The organism is Enhygromyxa salina, assembly GCF_002994635.1.
In the GTDB taxonomy this organism is placed as follows: domain Bacteria; phylum Myxococcota_A; class Polyangia; order Nannocystales; family Nannocystaceae; genus Plesiocystis; species Plesiocystis salina_B.
Window position 1 is genome coordinate 67,419 of sequence record NZ_PVNL01000044.1, and the last position, 16,240, is coordinate 83,658.

13 protein-coding genes are annotated in these 16,240 nt (G+C 68.2%); 2 read left to right on the plus strand and 11 right to left on the minus strand.

Features of this window, described 5'->3' with window-relative positions; all coding sequences use genetic code 11:
- Positions 1-44 precede the first annotated feature (44 nt).
- Together ENSA7_RS10660 and ENSA7_RS10665 are read left to right on the plus strand one after the other, a co-directional pair.
- Positions 45-599 carry a hypothetical protein gene (locus tag ENSA7_RS10660; protein ID WP_106089124.1) on the plus strand — a complete coding sequence of 185 codons (555 nt, stop codon included), beginning with the start codon at positions 45-47 and terminating at the stop codon, positions 597-599.
- A 25-nt stretch (positions 600-624) separates the two neighbouring features.
- On the plus strand, positions 625-1,341 hold the full coding sequence (locus ENSA7_RS10665; protein ID WP_106089125.1) for a hypothetical protein: 717 nt from the start codon (positions 625-627) through the stop codon (positions 1,339-1,341).
- A 72-nt stretch (positions 1,342-1,413) separates the two neighbouring features.
- Here ENSA7_RS10665 and ENSA7_RS10670 read toward each other — a convergent pair whose 3' ends face one another.
- From ENSA7_RS10670 to ENSA7_RS42205, 11 genes are all read right to left on the minus strand, one after another.
- Positions 1,414-1,743, minus strand: coding sequence for a hypothetical protein (locus tag ENSA7_RS10670; protein ID WP_106089126.1), 330 nt, complete (start codon positions 1,741-1,743; stop codon positions 1,414-1,416).
- Positions 1,744-1,912: 169 nt separating this feature from the next.
- Positions 1,913-7,762, minus strand: coding sequence for a protein kinase domain-containing protein (locus ENSA7_RS10675; RefSeq protein ID WP_181233610.1), 5,850 nt, complete (start codon positions 7,760-7,762; stop codon positions 1,913-1,915).
- 115 nt (positions 7,763-7,877) lie between these two features.
- Positions 7,878-9,056, minus strand: coding sequence for a cytochrome P450 (locus tag ENSA7_RS10680; RefSeq protein ID WP_106089128.1), 1,179 nt, complete (start codon positions 9,054-9,056; stop codon positions 7,878-7,880).
- Between the two features lie 215 nt (positions 9,057-9,271).
- Complete coding sequence (locus ENSA7_RS10690; RefSeq protein ID WP_106089130.1) at positions 9,272-9,613, minus strand: hypothetical protein; 342 nt, start codon at positions 9,611-9,613, stop codon at positions 9,272-9,274.
- Between the two features lie 237 nt (positions 9,614-9,850).
- A complete protein-coding gene (locus ENSA7_RS10695; protein ID WP_106089131.1) occupies positions 9,851-10,216 on the minus strand; it encodes a DoxX family protein in 366 nt (121 codons plus the stop codon).
- Positions 10,213-10,671 carry an SRPBCC family protein gene (locus ENSA7_RS10700; RefSeq protein ID WP_106089132.1) on the minus strand — a complete coding sequence of 153 codons (459 nt, stop codon included), beginning with the start codon at positions 10,669-10,671 and terminating at the stop codon, positions 10,213-10,215. The genes ENSA7_RS10695 and ENSA7_RS10700 overlap by 4 nt, the downstream gene beginning before the upstream one ends.
- Positions 10,668-10,997: an ArsR/SmtB family transcription factor gene (locus tag ENSA7_RS10705; protein WP_106089133.1), complete on the minus strand. Its 330-nt coding sequence runs from the start codon at positions 10,995-10,997 to the stop codon at positions 10,668-10,670. Before ENSA7_RS10705 ends, ENSA7_RS10700 begins: the two co-directional genes overlap by 4 nt.
- A 59-nt stretch (positions 10,998-11,056) precedes the next feature.
- Positions 11,057-12,511, minus strand: a complete 1,455-nt coding sequence (locus ENSA7_RS10710; RefSeq protein WP_106089134.1) for a trypsin-like serine protease — start codon at positions 12,509-12,511, stop codon at positions 11,057-11,059.
- 118 nt (positions 12,512-12,629) lie between these two features.
- A complete protein-coding gene (locus tag ENSA7_RS10715; RefSeq protein ID WP_181233612.1) occupies positions 12,630-13,817 on the minus strand; it encodes a radical SAM protein in 1,188 nt (395 codons plus the stop codon).
- A 77-nt stretch (positions 13,818-13,894) separates the two neighbouring features.
- Positions 13,895-15,115: an alpha/beta fold hydrolase gene (locus tag ENSA7_RS10720; RefSeq protein WP_106089136.1), complete on the minus strand. Its 1,221-nt coding sequence runs from the start codon at positions 15,113-15,115 to the stop codon at positions 13,895-13,897.
- A 75-nt stretch (positions 15,116-15,190) separates the two neighbouring features.
- Positions 15,191-16,216 (minus strand): AraC family transcriptional regulator, encoded by a 1,026-nt coding sequence (locus tag ENSA7_RS42205; protein WP_181233614.1) that lies wholly within the window; start codon positions 16,214-16,216, stop codon positions 15,191-15,193.
- Between the last annotated feature and the right edge of the window lie 24 nt (positions 16,217-16,240).

Below are 16,240 nucleotides of genomic sequence, written 5' to 3' on the forward strand. Positions count from 1 at the left end.
CGTCACGCTTGGCGGCAACCCGCGACGCTGCGACAATGGCTCGAATGGATCCCGACGACCGCGGCGCACGGATTATCGCGGCGAATGCTGGCTTCGAGATCGTCGAGGTCGAGGGGCGGGTGTGGTTCTTCGATCGACGCACCCGCGGCCCCGGGATCGCGGCGGCGGTCAGCGGCGGCGTGGCTGCGATCACCTTGATCAACGCGGCGGTCATGGCCCTCGGCAACCTGAGCGGCGCGGGGCTTGGCGTGTCATGGTGGGGAGTCCTGGCGCTCGGTGGCGTGGCCGCGCTCGCGGGTGGGATCTGCCGGGCCGCGCTCGCGCTCCGGCAGCGTCGGGTCGGGCAGCGGCGCGCGGACATGCGGCCGATCGTGATGGCCGACCGAGCAACCGGCGCGCTGCTCGACGAACACGGCGAGCTGATCGCTCCGCTCGCGCAGGTCCGCGCGGGACGGGGCATGTTGGTCGGCTCATCGGCGCCCGCGCTGTTCCTGCGGCCGCCCGGCGTCGGACGGATCGAGGTGTTTCGTGGCTCGCTGTTCGGCGGCGGGGTCGAGCGCGCGCAGGTGGCCTTGGCGGAGCTCGGCTTTTCCCGATAGGCTTTTCCCGATAGGGTGGAGGCAGGTGGACAGCCACAAACACAGCTGGGGTGCGCTGGGGGGCTCGGTCCTGGCGATCGCGTGCGTCCCTCGGGTTCCGGCGACGATCGTGATCCCGCCGCCGTCGAAGACGGCCGAGGTCGCGGAGCCAGGCGAGCCGGAGTCGACCAAGGTCAAGCCGCGCAAGACCGGCGACGATCCAGGGCCCCCGCGGATCGTCCGCGCCGAGCAGCTGTCGGCGTCGCAGCTGCGCCTGCACTTTAGCGAGGCGATCGGGCCGCTCGGTGCGGTCGATCCCAACGACTTTCGAGTCAGCGTGTTGAGCGTCTACATCAACCCGCGAGCGGGCTACTCCTACGCGTACTACTACGATTTTGGGTACCGGGCGTACGGCCAGCCGCTGCGCTTCACCGGCGCGCGGGTGGGCACGCTCGAGCTGGATCTGTACTTCGCGCCCGCGGTCCCGCAGCACTACTGCCGCCAGCTCGACAATTACAGTGACTATGCCCCGCCGGGGGTTCGCGCGGAGACAGCCCTGTTCCTGCACTACGCGGCCGGAGCCATCCCGATCCGTGACGACGCCGGGACGGCGCTGCAGAGCTTTGGCACCGACTGGGTCGCGGCTGGGCGCGGCGACTCGCCCGAGACCCGCCGCCAGATCGACGAGCAGCAGGCCCCGCGGGCCGGGCAGGACTTGGTGCGGATCGAGTGCGGGCCCGCGATTCCACCTGGCCCCCGCTGACAGGCCCCCGCTGACGGGCCCCCGCTGACGGGTCCCCGCTGAGCGTGAGCCGTCGTGGGCGTCTCCGGGGGATCAGCCGGTGCACGTCACCTTCCCTTCGTCGTTTGTGTAGCGGTCGGTGCAGTGGAGCACCTTGGCGCATCCGGCCACGACCGTGTGCAGGATTTGCTCGCAGCCCTCGCCGGAGCCCTTGCCCTGGGGATTGAGCGAGTCGCAGCAAAAGTAGGCGTCTTCTTTTTGGGGAGGTTTGGGCGGCGGTTCGTACTCCTCGGGAGCGCTGGCGAGATCGTGCGTCGCTGATGGCGAGCTCGAGCAGCTCGCTGCGCCGGTCGGCAGGGGCTGAGCGAGCGCGAGCGCGAGCGCGAACGCAAGCGCGATGGTGATGATCGTGGGCGTGCCCATGCGGATTTCGTAGCGCGTGGCCTCCCAGCCGACCAGCTGACGCGGACGCAGTGAATGCCGATCCCTCAGTGCCGGGGGACGCCGGCGACGTTGAAGATGTTGAAGCTCGAGTCGGACCGGTCACGGCATCCAGCACCTTCGCCGCGTTGCGGCTATCGCCGGTATCGGGTCAGTCCTCGCGCAGCACCCCATCGATCGCGTGGGCGAGCGACTGGCGTGAGAAGGGCTTTTGCAAGAACGCCCGTGAGCCATCGAGCACGCCCAGTCGCATGATCGCATCGTCGGTATAGCCCGACATGTAGAGCACCTTGATATCGGGCCATGCGTGGATGATGCGATCGGCGAGCTCACGGCCATTGAGGCCGGGCATGACCACGTCGACGAGCAGCAGATCAATGGCGTCAGCCTGGCCAGCCACGAAGACGGCCTCGTCCCCGTTGCTCGCAACCAGAACCTGGTAGCCGAGCCCCTGGAGCATGCGCGCGGTCAGGCCGCGGACGGCGGCCTCGTCCTCGACGATGAGGATGACCGTGCGGCTGTCGACCTCGCTGATCGGAATTGGCGCGAGCGGGGCCCGATCGGGCTTGGTGTCGCCAAACGGCAGAAAGATGCAAAACCGGGTGCCGCGACCGGGCTCGCTGTCGACGAACAGGCTCCCGCCGCTCTGCTCGACGATCCCGAGCACGGTCGAGAGCCCGAGGCCGGTCCCGAGGCCCGCGGGCTTGGTGGTGAAGAACGGCTCGAAGATGCGCTCGAGCTGATCCGCGGGGATGCCGAGCCCGGTGTCTTCGACCTCCAAGATGACGTAGGCGCCGGGCTCGACGGCGGGCGTGGCAGGGGGATCCTCGGCGCCGATCTGCGCGCGTCGGGTCCGAACCGTCAGCACGCCACCGTCGGGCATCGCGTCGCGGGCGTTGACGACCAGGTTCATCAGGACCTGCTCGAGCTGGCTGGGATCGACATGGACCCCGCAGCCCTCCGAGGTCAGCTCGGACTGCAGCTCGATGTTCTCGCCGATCAAGCGACGCAAGAGCTTGGCGATGTCGGTGACGAGGGCGTTGACGTCGACCCGCTTGGGCTTGAGCACCTGCCGGCGACTGAACGCGAGCAGCTGTCGGGTCAGGTCCGAGGCTCGCTCGGCCGCGTCGCGGATATCCGCCAGCGAGATCCCGACCTCGCTCGGATTGTCGACCTGCAAGATCGCGAGCTCGCAGGCGCCCAGCACGACGGTCAGCAAGTTGTTGAAGTCGTGGGCAACACCGCCGGCGAGGGTCCCGATCGCCTGCATCTTCTGGGCTTGACGGAGCTGGTCCTCGAGCTGGTGCTGATGGGTTCGGTCGGCGGTGATCAGGGTGACGCGCTCAATGACGTCGCCCCGCTTGATCGGTCCGAGCCTGGTCGACAGGTGACGGATGCCCCCGGGGGTGGTGATTTGCGCCTCGAAGAACTCGTGGGTCCCGTTCGCAAGGACCCTGTCGATCGCCGCGCGCGTGAGGCTTGCGTGGACCGGATCGAGAAGTTGCTCGGCCGTCATGCCGACGATGTGGTTGACGTCGAAGCCATAGTCGACGCGATTGATGAACTCGAACCGGTGATTACGGTCGACGATTGCGATGAAGTCGGGGGCATTTTCGACGAGCGAGCGCCACTGGGCCTCTCGCTGGCGCAGGGCGTCGAACAGGCGCGCGTTGTCGAGGGCGATCGCCGCCTGGCGAGCGAGCGTCATCAGGATCTGGAGGTCGAGCCCCGAGAACACGGCGCTGAGCATGCTGTTCTCGAGGTAGAGCACGCCGATCCGTTGATCTTGCTTGACGATCGGCAGCGCCAGCAGCGAGCGGGGGCGGGCTGCCACGACGAAGGGATCGTTGGCGAACCGCTCGTCGAGCGGCCCGTCATCCACGACGATCGGCTCGGTGCCGCTGGCGGCCTCTTCGATCAGCGAGACCGGGACCTGGTCGCCGGCCTGCGCGAGCGGGACCGCGTCGACATGTCGCGCGCCCGTGCTGTCGCACTCGAACACCCCGGCGACGTGCAGGCCGTCGTCGCCGTCGAGCAGCAGCACACCGCGATCGGCCCCCGCGTTCTGCACGGTGCCGTCGAGCAGCGCGATCACGACGTCCTCGACGCTGGTCACGTTGGACACCGTCTCGACCATCTTGACCAGCGCGCTGATATCGAGGGTCAGCTGGGTGTCGCTCGATGAGGTGTGGGCCGACGCGGACTTGGTTCGGGGGAACTCGCTGCCAGCGAGCGGGCCATCGCCGAGCCGACGCACGGCCGCCCGGGCGCCCCAGCGGGCGTAGCAACGTCGGGCGTGCTCGAAGTAGCCGACGGCGAGCTTGGGCTGGTTGCGGGCGACGAGGGCGTCGGCCGCGTGCTCGTTCACGCGGGCCTCGATGCTGACCCAGCCCGCGTCGGCCGCGGCGTTGGCCGCGGCGTCGAACTGCTCGAACGCGTCGACGAGCTCGCCACGCGCCTGCGCCCACGCGCCCGCGAGGAGCAGGCGCAGCGGCGTCGCGTTGGCCGGACAGCTCGCCTCCCAGCGCTCGAGCTGAGCGAAGCGAGCGTCGAGCTCGGCCGTGAGCTCGGCGCGGCCGTCGTCGTCGAGGTTGGCGTAGTCGGCACACGCGAGCATCGCCTCGAGCACGTCGAACAGGCCGGTCGAGAACAGCCCGGTGCCGGCGATGCGGGCGGGTCGACCGGCGGCGATCGCCCGCGCGAGGGCCTCGTCGTCGCGCAGGATCCAGGCCACGAACGCGGCGTGCACACTCGACTGATAGACGTCGGTGGGGTGAAGCACCGCCGAGCTGTCGTTGTCACCGCGAGCCCGCAGCCCAGCACCAGGCTCCTGATCCAGCAGCACACTGCAGGCCTCGGCCGTCGCGGAGGTGACGGCCGCGAGCGACCTGGCGCCGATCTGGCTGACGAAGGCGGTGCCGAGCCGCGCGTCGGCGAGCGTGGTCTCGAGCGGGGCCCCGAGCAGCAGCTCGAGCGACGAGAGCGTGTTGACCGTGTAGCCGGCGTCGGTCAGCAGCCCGGCGTTGCGCAGCTTTTGAAACTGCTCGCGCAGCGACGAGTTATCGGGCCCCACCGGCGCGATCCAGGGCTGCACGGTGACCGTGTAGATCATCGCGGCGAAGCTCCGCAGCACGCTGGCGGGCAACCGCTCGAACAGCGCGAACGAGATCGCGGAGTAGCGCCGGGCACCCTCGAAGTCCCCGAGCGCCGACGCGCAGAGCAGCGCGAGCTGCATGAAGGCCGTGGCCGAGGCGTCGCTGCACCCGTGCTCGAGCGAGAGCTCGACGATCGTCAGGGTCAGCGCCGTCATCAAGTTGAGATCGCCGGACACGTAGGCTGGCTTGGTCGCGGCGAGCAGCAGCGCGAGCAGGACCTGGAGGTCCGGCTCGCGAATGGGGGAGGGCTCGAGGATCGACTCGAAGCTGCGCTGCGCGAGGTTGGCGAGCACCCGCTGAAGCAGCGCGCCGCTCCACCCGGACGAGCCGCCGCGGCGTAGATCCAGATCGAACAGCGCCGCGGCCTCGACCAAGATCTGCAGGCACGACTCGATGTCCTCGCCGACCATCAGCAGCAGCTCGCGGCTGAGCAGCACGCGAGTTCGCTCGAGCCGCGTGCGCACGAGGCCGCTGAGCTCGCGGTAGGTCTGGGTGCCGCGCTCGGCGTCGCCGGCCATGAACTGGCACTCCGCGAGGGCGAGCAGCGACTCGAACAGCAGCTCGTGGCTGACGTCGTCATTGAGCAGGCGGGTGGCGGTCTGGTAGTGGAGCGCGGCCGTGACGAACGCCGCGGCCGTCCGCGCGCGCCCGGCTGCGCGTACACACAGCGCGGCGAACTGGGCTCGCTCGTCGGGATCTTGGATCAGCTCGGACGCGTGCGCGACGTGGCTGACGAGCACGTGCATGAGCTCGGGATCCTGCGCGGCGTGGTCCGACTCGAGCATTCGTCGGGCCAGCGCGAGGTGGAGCTGGGCCGGGTCTTCGCTCAGGCTCTGGGCCGCCGCGTGACGGATGCGCTCGTGCGCGAAGGTGAAGGTCGGCGCGTCGGCCTGGTAGTCCTCGAGCAAGAACCCGGCGGCGCTGGCCTCGTAGAGCGACGCCGCGAGCTTGGCCTCGTCGACGCCCGCGAGCGCGGCGAGCGTGGGACGATCGAAGTGCCCGCCGACGTGGGCGGCGAGACCCAGCAGTTTCAAGGCGCCCGCGGACAGCTCCTGCAGGCGCCCGACGAGGAACTCGACGACGTCGCCGGAGGCCTGCTGGGCCCGCGCGAGGTTCAGGTCGACCGTCCAGCGGCCGGTGTCGTGATCGATCGAGATCGCGCCCGCGTCGTGCAGCGCGACCACAGACTGCTCGACGAACAGCGGGATCCCCCGGGTCCGCTCGCTCAGCAGCTGGGCGAACGCCGACGCGGCTGCGGCGTCACCGAGCAGCGCCTGCGCCCACTCGAGCAGCGCCGCGTCGTCGAGCGGGCCGAGCTCGAGGGTCTGGTGCGCGCCCGGGAGGCCGCGCAGCCACGCGTGGATCTCATCGAGGTTGGTGTCGTCGTGGGGCAGCGTTGCGATGACCAGCACGCCGTGCTCGCCCGCGAGCAGGTGCTGGACGAGATGGCGGCTGGCTTCGTCGGCCCACTGCAGATCATCGATGAACAGGATGTACTCGTGGTCGGGCAGCAGCAGGGCGTCGGCGTAGCGCCCGACGCTGGCCCAGAATCGCGCGCGCGCGGCCCCGGGCTCGACCTGCGGCAGCTCGGGTAGCGGACCCAAGATCAGCCCGACCTCGGGCAGCACCTCGGCCAGCGCCGCGCCGGTCTCGTGCAGCGCCTCGTGGAGCCGCCGATGAACCTCGTCGCGCAGCTGAGCGGGGCCCCGCTCGAACCGACGCAGCAGCCTCGACAGCGTGTTTTTGACCGCAGCCATCGGCTCGCCGCGAACGGCCTCGAGCTTGTGCTGCATGAACTGGATGCCCTCGCCCCGCTGCTCGACGCCGCCGCGAAACTCCTCGACCAGCGTCGTCTTGCCGCACCCGGCAGGGCCCGACAGCACGACCAGCTGCGGTGAGCTGCGGGCCCGGTCACGCGCGGACTCCAGCGCCTCGCGCTCGCGCGAGCGCCCGTAGGCGCGCCGAGTCAGCGTCAGCCGCTCCGAGGGATCGAGCACGGCCAGCGCGAAGTCTGGGACCGGCTCATCGCGCTCGAGCGCCTCGATGCAGCGCTCGAGGTCGCGGCGCAGACCGAACGCGCCCTGGTAGCGCTCGTCCGGTGACTTGGCCAGCAGCTTGGCGACGATGTCGGCGACCGGCCGAGGGATCGCGGGGTTGCGCGCGTCGAGGCGCTCGGGCGCTCGGGCGATGTGGGCGTGGACCAGCTCGGACACGCCCAGCCGCCCGAACGGCGACTCGCCCGAGAGCATCCAATACATGGTCGCGCCGAGGCAGTAGTAGTCGCTGCGATAGTCGACGTCGCGGTTGACCCGGCCCGTGAGCTCGGGCGCGATGAATTCGAGGGTGCCCTCGAGCCGCCCGCGCGTCCGCGCGATGCCGGTGGCCCGCTCGACGACCGACGCGATGCCAAAGTCGATCAGCAAGACCCGCGAGCGCGAGGCGTCGACCAGCACGTTGTCCGGCTTGACGTCGCGGTGAACGACGTGGGCACGGTGCAGCCCCACGAGCGCCTCGAGGATGCCGAGCGTGATCCTGAGGCTGTCGAGCACACCGAGCGCGCGCTCGCGGGTGTGGACCGGGAGCGACTGACATCCTGGATCGTCGAACACCAGCGCGAGCTCGTCGCCGTGGTCGATGAACTCGCGCAGACGCAGCGCTCGCGACGACTCGATCTGCTCATAGATCATCCGCTCGTTGAGAAAGCGCGGACGACACTCGGCGAGCGGCAAGGCCGAGTGCGGTCGCTTGATCACGACCAGACGACCCTCTCCGTCAACGCCGCGCGCGACGACGCTGCGCGATGACTCGCTGAGCGTCTCCGTCACGCGAATCCCGTCGAGGGGCATCATGCGAGCGTAACAGCCAGGACGCTGGCACGATGCTACGGCACGGTGAGACCGACATCGAGCGATTGCGGCACAAACGCGAACGGCGCGCGAGCGATCCCGTGTATCGCGCGACCTAGTTGAGGGTTGCGGGAAGGTGGTCAGGCCCAAACGCGATAGACCCGCGGGTGCCAACCATGTACTTGGGTGCCGCGCGACTGGGGTCGGCGCGAAGGTTGGGGAAGCGTGCGAGCAGCTGCGAGATGGCCACGCGGGTCTCCATGCGAGCGAGCGGTGCGCCCACGCAATAGTGCGCGCCACCGCTGAAGATCATGGTCTTGACCTTGCGCTCGATGTCAAATGTTTCGGGGCTGGGATACAGGCTCGCGTCAAAGTGCATCGCCTGCCAGCCGAGCTGCACGACGCTGCCCGCGTCGAAGTCGTGACCAGCGATCGTGGTTGGTTGCTCGACGAAGCGCACGGTGCCAGACGAGCTCCCGCACCAGCGCCACGACTCTTCGATCGCGGCCGGGAGCAGGGCTGCGTCGTCCCGAACCCGGGCCAGGGCCTCTGGGTAGCGCAGCAGCCCGGCCAGGGTCGACGCGAGCCCCCAGATCGTGGTCTCGTAGCTGCCGAGGATCAGCGTGAACACGATCCGCTCGCAGGCCTCGACGGTGCCCTGGCCCCCGGCGATCAGGGCCTTGGCGATCTCGCCCAGCATCGTGTCACTCGGGTTCTCGAGCTCACGCGCGGCGATCGATCGCAGCTCGTCGGCCATCTCCGCGTAGGCGTCACTGCCCGCGCTGACGACCTCGGGATCGAAGGGACGGACGATCGCCAGCAGGATCTTGCGGACCAGCGCGTCGTTGCTGGCGATGCGGTCGGCCGGGAGCCCAAACAGGGCGGACACGACCTGCTGCGGCACCGCCACGCAGAAGTGATCGATGAGGTCGGGCTGGTCCTGGTTGGCGAGTGAGTCGAGCACGCCGGCCACCGCCGGAACGACTATTTTCTGCTCGTAGGCCCGGATCTGCTGGGGAGCAAAGAACTGGTTGTAGAGCTTGCGCATCTGGGTGTGGGCGGTGCCCGATGTCGCGATCAGCGCGTCTTTCATCAGGCCGTTGGCGAATACCCTGGTGCTAAAGGTCTGCCCGTCGCGCAGCATAATTTCGATCCACTTGGTCGAGAGGACCACCGGCATGCCCATGCCCTCGTCGAAGTAGACCGGGTCGTCGAGCGCCGCGGCAGCGAGCTGCATCGGGAGCTTTGTCGGATCCTCGGACACGATCGCGAACAGACTCTTTTTGGTGAGCATGGTATATCTTGTCTGAGCGCGACTCGCGGGGTCAATCAAATCCGCGCGATCGACATTTTGGCCCACGGGTTTGAATCATAGATCCGTGCGCACAGCGTTTACTGGCCCGAAGCGTCCGCGCACCACTGGGGCGGCATGCTGCGGGTGATCAGCTCGGCGGGTCAAGATCCGCGACGCAGTGTCGAGGTTGCCGAAGTCGTCGCTGGTCAGCAGCATCACCCGGCGCGCGTGGCCGATGCCGACCGCGTCGAGCACCTCGTCGCTGCGGATGTCGCCGACGACCGGCGCGCAAAAGTAGGCTCCCCACAGCGCGCCGCGCCAGATCGGGACCCGCCGTGCGGGGTGCCAAGGTCGACGCCGCCGACCACGAACAAGCCGAGCGCGTAGGCCTTGGCCCAGTAGCCGACTTCGCTCAGCTCGCGCTCGCTGACCTCGACGCCCGAGGACAGACCAAGAAAGCCCGAGAGGAACACCAGCGCAACCGGGACGGCGCGCCAAGCCCTCGCGCGCGGCTCGAGCCGCGTGTGCGAAGACAGACCTTGGCCAGCGCTGGGCATGACCTATAGTAGATCTGATCCGCGCAAGTTGGGATTGGCTCCCAGGCGACACGATGCAGCACACCACACCCTGCTAGAGCGCCAATCAGTTTGAATTCACGACGCCAGGCACATCTGGGACCGCTCCTGCCGTTGTCGGTCGGCGCTCGCAGTATGCCGGATACAGCTTCGGCCTCCCTCCTAGGCAGGAACGGCCCCAGACGCACCTGACGACGCGACTCCAAACTGATCGGCGCTCTAGAGCGGCTTTAGCAAGATCCTGCCGTACGCAATGAACGCGCAGATGCCGGCCACGACCAGCCAATAGATCATGGGGCCGTAAGTTGGGTCACCGGATGAGAGATGCAATCCGACAAACAGCAGCATCTCGGCCGCGATGCAGACCGCCGCGATTGGCGCCAGTTTGGCGAGGCGCTTGTTGAAGGCCGGCAGGATCAGGGCCAGGCTGCAGAGCAGCTCGATGACGCTCAGCGCCAGCCAGGCGGCGTGGGGCATCGCGCTGAGCGAAGGCACGACCTGCTCGGAATTGGAAAGCTTCCACACCGCACCCGTGACGGTGTGCAGAGCGAGCAAGACTTGAAGCACCCACAAGAGAATGTTCATACCTCGTCTCGTCCTTCCCGGTCGAGCAGGTCGACGAGCTTCCCGCCCATGAGCTTCCAGCCGTAGCGCGCACCACCAAAGTTCTGCTTCTGCGACGGCTTGAAGCCCGACTGTACGAGCGAGAGGCGGGTGCCCGACGAGGTGGGCTCGAGCGTGAAGGTGACCACCGTGTCCAGCTCCATGTCGCCCACGACCCACGCGTAACTCAGCTTCCGGTGGGTATCGACCTCGAGGATCCGGCAGTTCACGGTCCCGTCCCAGCCGGGGTAGGGCTGGGTCTTGAACGTGAACGTGGCTCCCGGATCGAGCTCGAGTCCGACAATGGGCAGGAGCCACTCGCTGAGCAGCACCGGGTCCGTGAGTGCGTGCCACACCCGCTCCGGCGAATGACGCAGTTTGAATTCGAACGAGATCGACTCGGTTTGGGATGGGGGTGTCGTGTCTTTGGCAGTCATTGGTCCATTTTCTCGAGCAGTTGTTCAAGGCGATCGGCGCGCTCCGTCCAGAACGCCTGGTAGTGCGCGATCCAGTCGATCAGAGGCTTCAGTCCGCGCGGTTCCACGCGATAGTGGGCATGGCGGCCCTCTCGTCGGCTGGTCACCAGACCGGCGCTCTTCAAAGTGGCGAGGTGCTGCGAGACCGCCGGTTGCGAGATGTTGAAGCGGGCCGTGAGGTCCTTCACCGCCGCTTCGCCGCGCGTGAGCGACTCGAAGATCGCCCGACGGCTGGGGTCCGCCAGTGCCTGGAAGATCTTGTCTTCGATCACGGTCGCGCGCCGCATTGACAACAAATAAGCCACGGCTTATTTGTTGTCAAGCCGGCTGCTCAGCTTCCGAGCACTCAGGATCGGCGACGCAAGCCGAGCAGCAGCAATAGACCCAACCCAAACCCGAGCGCCCCACCGGCCCCGTCGCGCGGACCGATCGTGCACGCGCAGCCGTTGTCGCCGTCGCCGATCCCCGGTCCGGTGTCAACGCCCGAGTCGAAGCCGGTGCTAAAGCCCGTATCAACGCTCCCGGTCTCGCCGTCACTGTCTTCGCCGTCGTCTCCGGCGTCCCCGTCCCCGTCCCCGGGATCGCCGTCACCATCGCCGCCGCCGTCCCCGACGATGATCGTGACCGTGGCCGACTCGGTCGTGTTGCCAGCGAAGTCCTCCGCGATCGCAACGAGGCCGAAGGTCCCGACCGGGAAGCTGGCGTTCGCGAACACCCACGGCGCTTTGGTGTCGGTTGCGACTTGTTCGCCGTCGATCAGCAGCGAGACGCTGACGACCGCGAATTCGGGATCCTCGGCGTCAACGAGGATGTCGAGCAGCTCATCCGGGACAAGGTTGGCGCCGTCGAGCGGGTCCACGATCGCGACAGTCGGCGGGTTGTTGTCGGGTGGGGATCCAAACGCGGGCCCGCAGGTGGACTTCAAGCCAGACAGCTGAGTTGCGCACCCGCTGTTCCACGAGACCGAGCTGTTGGTCGGATCCGTCGCGAACCCGCCGCACGCCGCGGTGGGGTTCCAGGTCCCGTCGACATCGTGGCAGGGCGTGATGTCGATCCCGGAGTTCTCCTCGATGAACGGGACCGCGCGGTGCATCAACGAGTAAGTGTCGGCCCCTTGCCCACACGGCGGCCCGCCCGAGACGATCCCAAACGCGTGCCAGCTGCCGTCGGGGAATTGAAAGTAGGCCGGGCCGCCCGAGTCGCCGCCACACGCCGCGGTTCCATTTTCGCCGACAGCGACGATCTCGCTGTCTTGCAGGACCGGGATCTGGATGATCGTCTGGGCCCAGCGCTTGGTCCCCGCGCCGTTCTCACCCTGGTTGGCGCCAAACCCCACGATCATCGAGGGCTTGTTGGGCGTGAGCATGTCGAGCTCACAGCCATACATGGGCGGCGTGATCGGGACGTCGTTGACCGGCTGCGAGAGCTTGCAGAACGCATAGTCGTCGCCGTTGACCCCGTTGTTGTCGTTGGGGTTCCAGGCCGGATTGCGCATGCAGAAGTCGACGCCGACCGAGCGATCCGGATTGTTCGCCGACTCGCCGAACCGGACCTGGTTGACGGTCGGGCAGTGGGCCGCGGTGACGACGATCTGCGGGTGGACCAGCGTGCCGGTGCACAGCCCGCCGTTGGCCGAGATCAAGACCGTCGTCGGCCACTGGCAATTTTGCGCCGGCGTGCCGCTCGAGATCAGCGGGTCGGTGGTCGGCGCCTCGACTTCAGGTTCAGCAGCTTTCACGCCGACCGGAAGGAGCGTGAGTAACAACAGGGCAGGGGCCAAGATCCGGAGGTGCCGACGCATCGCCGCAAAGTATCAGTTCATGGCTGTTTATCCAGACCCGCAGGCAAATTGAGCCACCCGCCAACCCCGAGATTGGTGTGCGTGATGTCGGTAACTCGAAGTACCTAAAATATCAAAGTTATTCGGGGAGCAGCGCGCGCTCGATCAGCTTGGTGTTCTCGAGCGCGACCCCGGATTTCTCGGCCTTCTTGCCCTCGGCCCGGCGCTTGGCCTCGAACAGCTTGCGGCTCCTGTCGGTCACGGCCCCCACGCTCGGGCCGTCGCCGCGCATGCTCGCGGGCGGCAGATCGCTGTCGTTGTTGGCGGCGACCGGCGGGCCGTCGAAGCTGTCCTTCCACTCGTCGAGGGTCAGCTTGCCGAAGCTGGGGTCGGTCGGGTCGCGCAGGATCGTCTCGACGATCGCGTCGCGGCTGACGAACACAGGCGAGAGCTCGGCCGGATCGTAGGCGTTGCCGCGGTCGAACACGCCGCCGCAGATCGAACGCAGTGAGCACTGCTCACACGCTGGCGCGTACTTGTGGCCCCACTCGCGCTGCCGCACGGTCTGCTTGTCGTCGAGGAAGTGCACGATGCGCTCCTCCGACTTGACGATCTTGCGGGTCTCGGTGCTGGCCCAGGCGAAGTCGGTCATGTAGCACAGCGGGACCTTCTCGATCCGAAAGGTCCGCCCGCTGCGCTGGAGCAGCCGGCATCCGCGGTGCAGCGAGAGCTCGAATTCTGCCAGCCGCGGGGTGTATTGATCCTGGTTGACCTCGGCCCGGCCCATCGAGGGATCGAGGTTGTTCCACACGAAGTGGCGGATGTACGGGTGGTGCTGGATGAAGTAGCGAATGTTGAGATCGAGGTGATCCGCGTTGAGCTTGTTGATCACGCAGTTCATGTTGACGTCGATCCCAAACTCCGCGGCGTTGTCCAGCGCCCGCAGGGCGATCGGCAGCGTGCCCGGGGTCCCGCGCAGGATGTCCTCGACCTCTTCCTTGACCGAGTAGATCGACACGTGGACGATCTTCAGGCCGGCGTCGGCCATGGCCTTCGCGAATTTTTTGTCGGCCATCCGCGTGCCGTTGGTGATCATCCGGACGTGGAGGCCGCTGTCGCTGGCGTACTGACAGATCTTCGGCAGCTCGGGGTGCAGGCTTGGCTCGCCGCCGGTCAGGATCACGCCAAAGTAGCCGCGCGCGACGAAGTCATCGACGAGCACCTTCATCGACTCGAAGGTGTGCGAGTAGGGGGTCGTCGGGTTGGAGCAGAACCCACAAAAGTGGTTGCAGTGCCGAACGACCTGGATGTAGCCGATGTTTGCCACTGCGGGCAGCATAGCCCTGGCAGCGGCGCGCTCGCTAGCTCGGGTGGCGCGGGTTGCGGACAAGTGCGCGGGCGGATTCAGAACACCGGTGCGTCACAGCTCGACGCCGATCTCGACCCCGACCGTGTAGGGCTGGACGTAGGGGGTGTAGGCCTTGAAGGTGTAGGGGACCCGCCACGCGAAGCGCAGCCCGAGGCGGACCCGCTTCTCGATGCGGAAGCCGACCGCGCCGCCCGCGAACAACGCCAGCTCGGGCGAGACTGCTCCCAGCTCGGGCGAGACTTCTCGCCCGCTTGCATGCGCCATTCGTCAGCTGTTTCACTGTGGGCAGCGGGCGGCTCGGCCAGGTAGCGGCGGATCGCTTCGAGCGACTCGGGGCGGCGCAGGAGCTCGCTGTGGGTGGCGTCGGGGAGGTGGAGGAGCTCGACGTCTGGAAAGTGGATGGCGTGATGGGTCCGCTGGAACTCGTAGCCGAGCCGGCCGTCGCTCGTCCCCGCGATCAACAGCACCTTGCGATCGAAGTCGGCGAGCCCGGTCGTGAAGTCGAAGGTGTTGGGTCCGCCGAAGTTCCCCTGCCACTCGTTGATGCCCACATTAACGCGCAGGCCCAGCCGCCAGAACTCGTAGCCGAGCAGCCGCTCGTCGGGCTTGAAGCTCGCCAGCGCGATCACATAGAAGTAGTCGGCGCGCGCGTCGGTGTCCGGTAGCAGGTAGTCGCTGGTGTTGAGGTACTCCTGGACGCTGTGCGACACGAAGTCCACGCCGGCGTCGTTGCCCACCGCGGCCGCGTTGGTGTCGAGGGCTCCGGGCTCGGCGAGGACCAGCTTGTCGACCCGATCGGGGTGGTGTTGCACGAAGTATGTGGCGTACGCGCCGCCCCAGGAGTGGCCGATGAGGTGGAAGGGGCGATCAGGGCTGAAGTGCTCGCCGAGGAACGCGAGGTCGTCGAGGTAGGTCGGCCCGTCGATCTCGCTGTCGGGCACGCGCTCCGAGAGCCCCGTCCCACGCTGGTCCCAGAGCACGACGAAGTACTCGTCGGCGAGGCTCGCGAGGTGGAGGTAGTCGCGGTGATCGCCGCCCGGCCCGCCGTGCAGGACGATGACCAGGGGCCACGAAGGATCGCCGAAGGTCTGCAGGTGGACGAGGCGTCCGTCGGCGAGCGCGAGCCGAGGCAGCGTGGGATCATCGACCACCGTCGCCGGGACGAGGTGGGGATCCGTGGCGCTCGTGCAGCCCGGGCCGAGCCACGCGGCCGCGGCGAGGCCGGACAGTAGGGAGCCTCGGAGGACGGCGTGCATGCCATCAAGGTGCGGGCGCGCGCCGCAGCCACAAAGGACGGTTGCCGCCACAAACCGGACAGTTCGCGCCAGCTGTCAGCAGGCCGCGCCGCCCTCGCGCAGCCGGAGCTGACTCGGGGGGACGCCGAACCAGCGCACGCAGGCGCGTCGGAACGCGCGAATGTCTGCGTACCCGAGGGTCTCGGCGACCGCGTCGAGGGTGACGGTGGACGTCGTGAGGAGGCGGTACGCGGCGTCGCGGCGCGTGCGATCCACGAGCTCTCGGTAGCTGTGGTCGGCGTCGGTCAGCTGGCGCTGCAGCGTGCGCGGACTGATTCCGGCGCGGCGAGCGAAGCGTCGAAGCGAGACCGGACCGCCGCGGGCGAGGTCGACACGAACCTGCTGGGCCACGCGCGCGACCGGTGAGTCGAGTGGCGCGAGCGCGTCGTGCATGTGATGGACGACCGGCTCGAGGTTGGACGCGAGCTCCGGCCGGGCCGTGAGCAGCGGGGCGCGAATCAGCTCCGCGGGGAACACCAGGGCGTGAATGGGACGGCCGAACCGGCGCGGGACGCCGAAGGTCTCGGCCCGCTCGGCGGTCCAGCCGCGATGGGCCGCGTGGGCCAGCCAGACCTCGACGAGCGGCTGGGCGATACCCGTCGTTCGTCGGACCACGGCCAGGTAGAAGGCCAGCGTCGCCTCGGCCACCGTCGGCGACATCGGCCGGCCATCGCGGTGGTGCGCGTCCTGGACAATCAGCCGACCGCCCTCGACCCAGAAGGTCATGAACGAGGCCTCGTTGGCCACGGCGTTGAAGCGCCGGATCATCGCGAGCGCCTGCCCCAGGGTGTCGCAGGACTCCGCGAGCAGCCCGATCATGCCGAAGTCGGCGGCCGCTGCCCCGGTCCCAATCGCGAGACCGAGACCCGGGTCGTCGAGCCGCCGCGCCAGGTGATCGAGGAGGTGTTGGTGCGCGGCGAAGCAAACCCGGCCGTGCGGCGCCGCGAGCTCGCTCCCAGCGATGCCGAGCTCGAGGGCCAGGTCTGTCGCGTCGAGGCCGCGTTCGCGTGCGTGAGTGAGGACGCGACGGGTCCAGCTGGCGGTAATCGTGCTGGAAGCCATGGGAGTGCCAACCGGGCGAGCCCC

Coding starts and splice junctions, on each gene's coding strand:
- ENSA7_RS10670 (WP_106089126.1), bottom strand. CDS start 1,743: ATGGGCACGCCCACGATCATCACCATCGCGCTTGCGTTCGCGCTCGCG.
- ENSA7_RS10675 (WP_181233610.1), bottom strand. CDS start 7,762: ATGCCCCTCGACGGGATTCGCGTGACGGAGACGCTCAGCGAGTCATCG.
- ENSA7_RS10710 (WP_106089134.1), bottom strand. CDS start 12,511: ATGCGTCGGCACCTCCGGATCTTGGCCCCTGCCCTGTTGTTACTCACG.
- ENSA7_RS10720 (WP_106089136.1), bottom strand. CDS start 15,115: ATGCACGCCGTCCTCCGAGGCTCCCTACTGTCCGGCCTCGCCGCGGCC.
- ENSA7_RS42205 (WP_181233614.1), bottom strand. CDS start 16,216: ATGGCTTCCAGCACGATTACCGCCAGCTGGACCCGTCGCGTCCTCACT.
- ENSA7_RS10695 (WP_106089131.1), bottom strand. CDS start 10,216: ATGAACATTCTCTTGTGGGTGCTTCAAGTCTTGCTCGCTCTGCACACC.
- ENSA7_RS10700 (WP_106089132.1), bottom strand. CDS start 10,671: ATGACTGCCAAAGACACGACACCCCCATCCCAAACCGAGTCGATCTCG.
- ENSA7_RS10705 (WP_106089133.1), bottom strand. CDS start 10,997: ATGCGGCGCGCGACCGTGATCGAAGACAAGATCTTCCAGGCACTGGCG.
- ENSA7_RS10680 (WP_106089128.1), bottom strand. CDS start 9,056: ATGCTCACCAAAAAGAGTCTGTTCGCGATCGTGTCCGAGGATCCGACA.
- ENSA7_RS10660 (WP_106089124.1), top strand. CDS start 45: ATGGATCCCGACGACCGCGGCGCACGGATTATCGCGGCGAATGCTGGC.
- ENSA7_RS10690 (WP_106089130.1), bottom strand. CDS start 9,613: ATGCCCAGCGCTGGCCAAGGTCTGTCTTCGCACACGCGGCTCGAGCCG.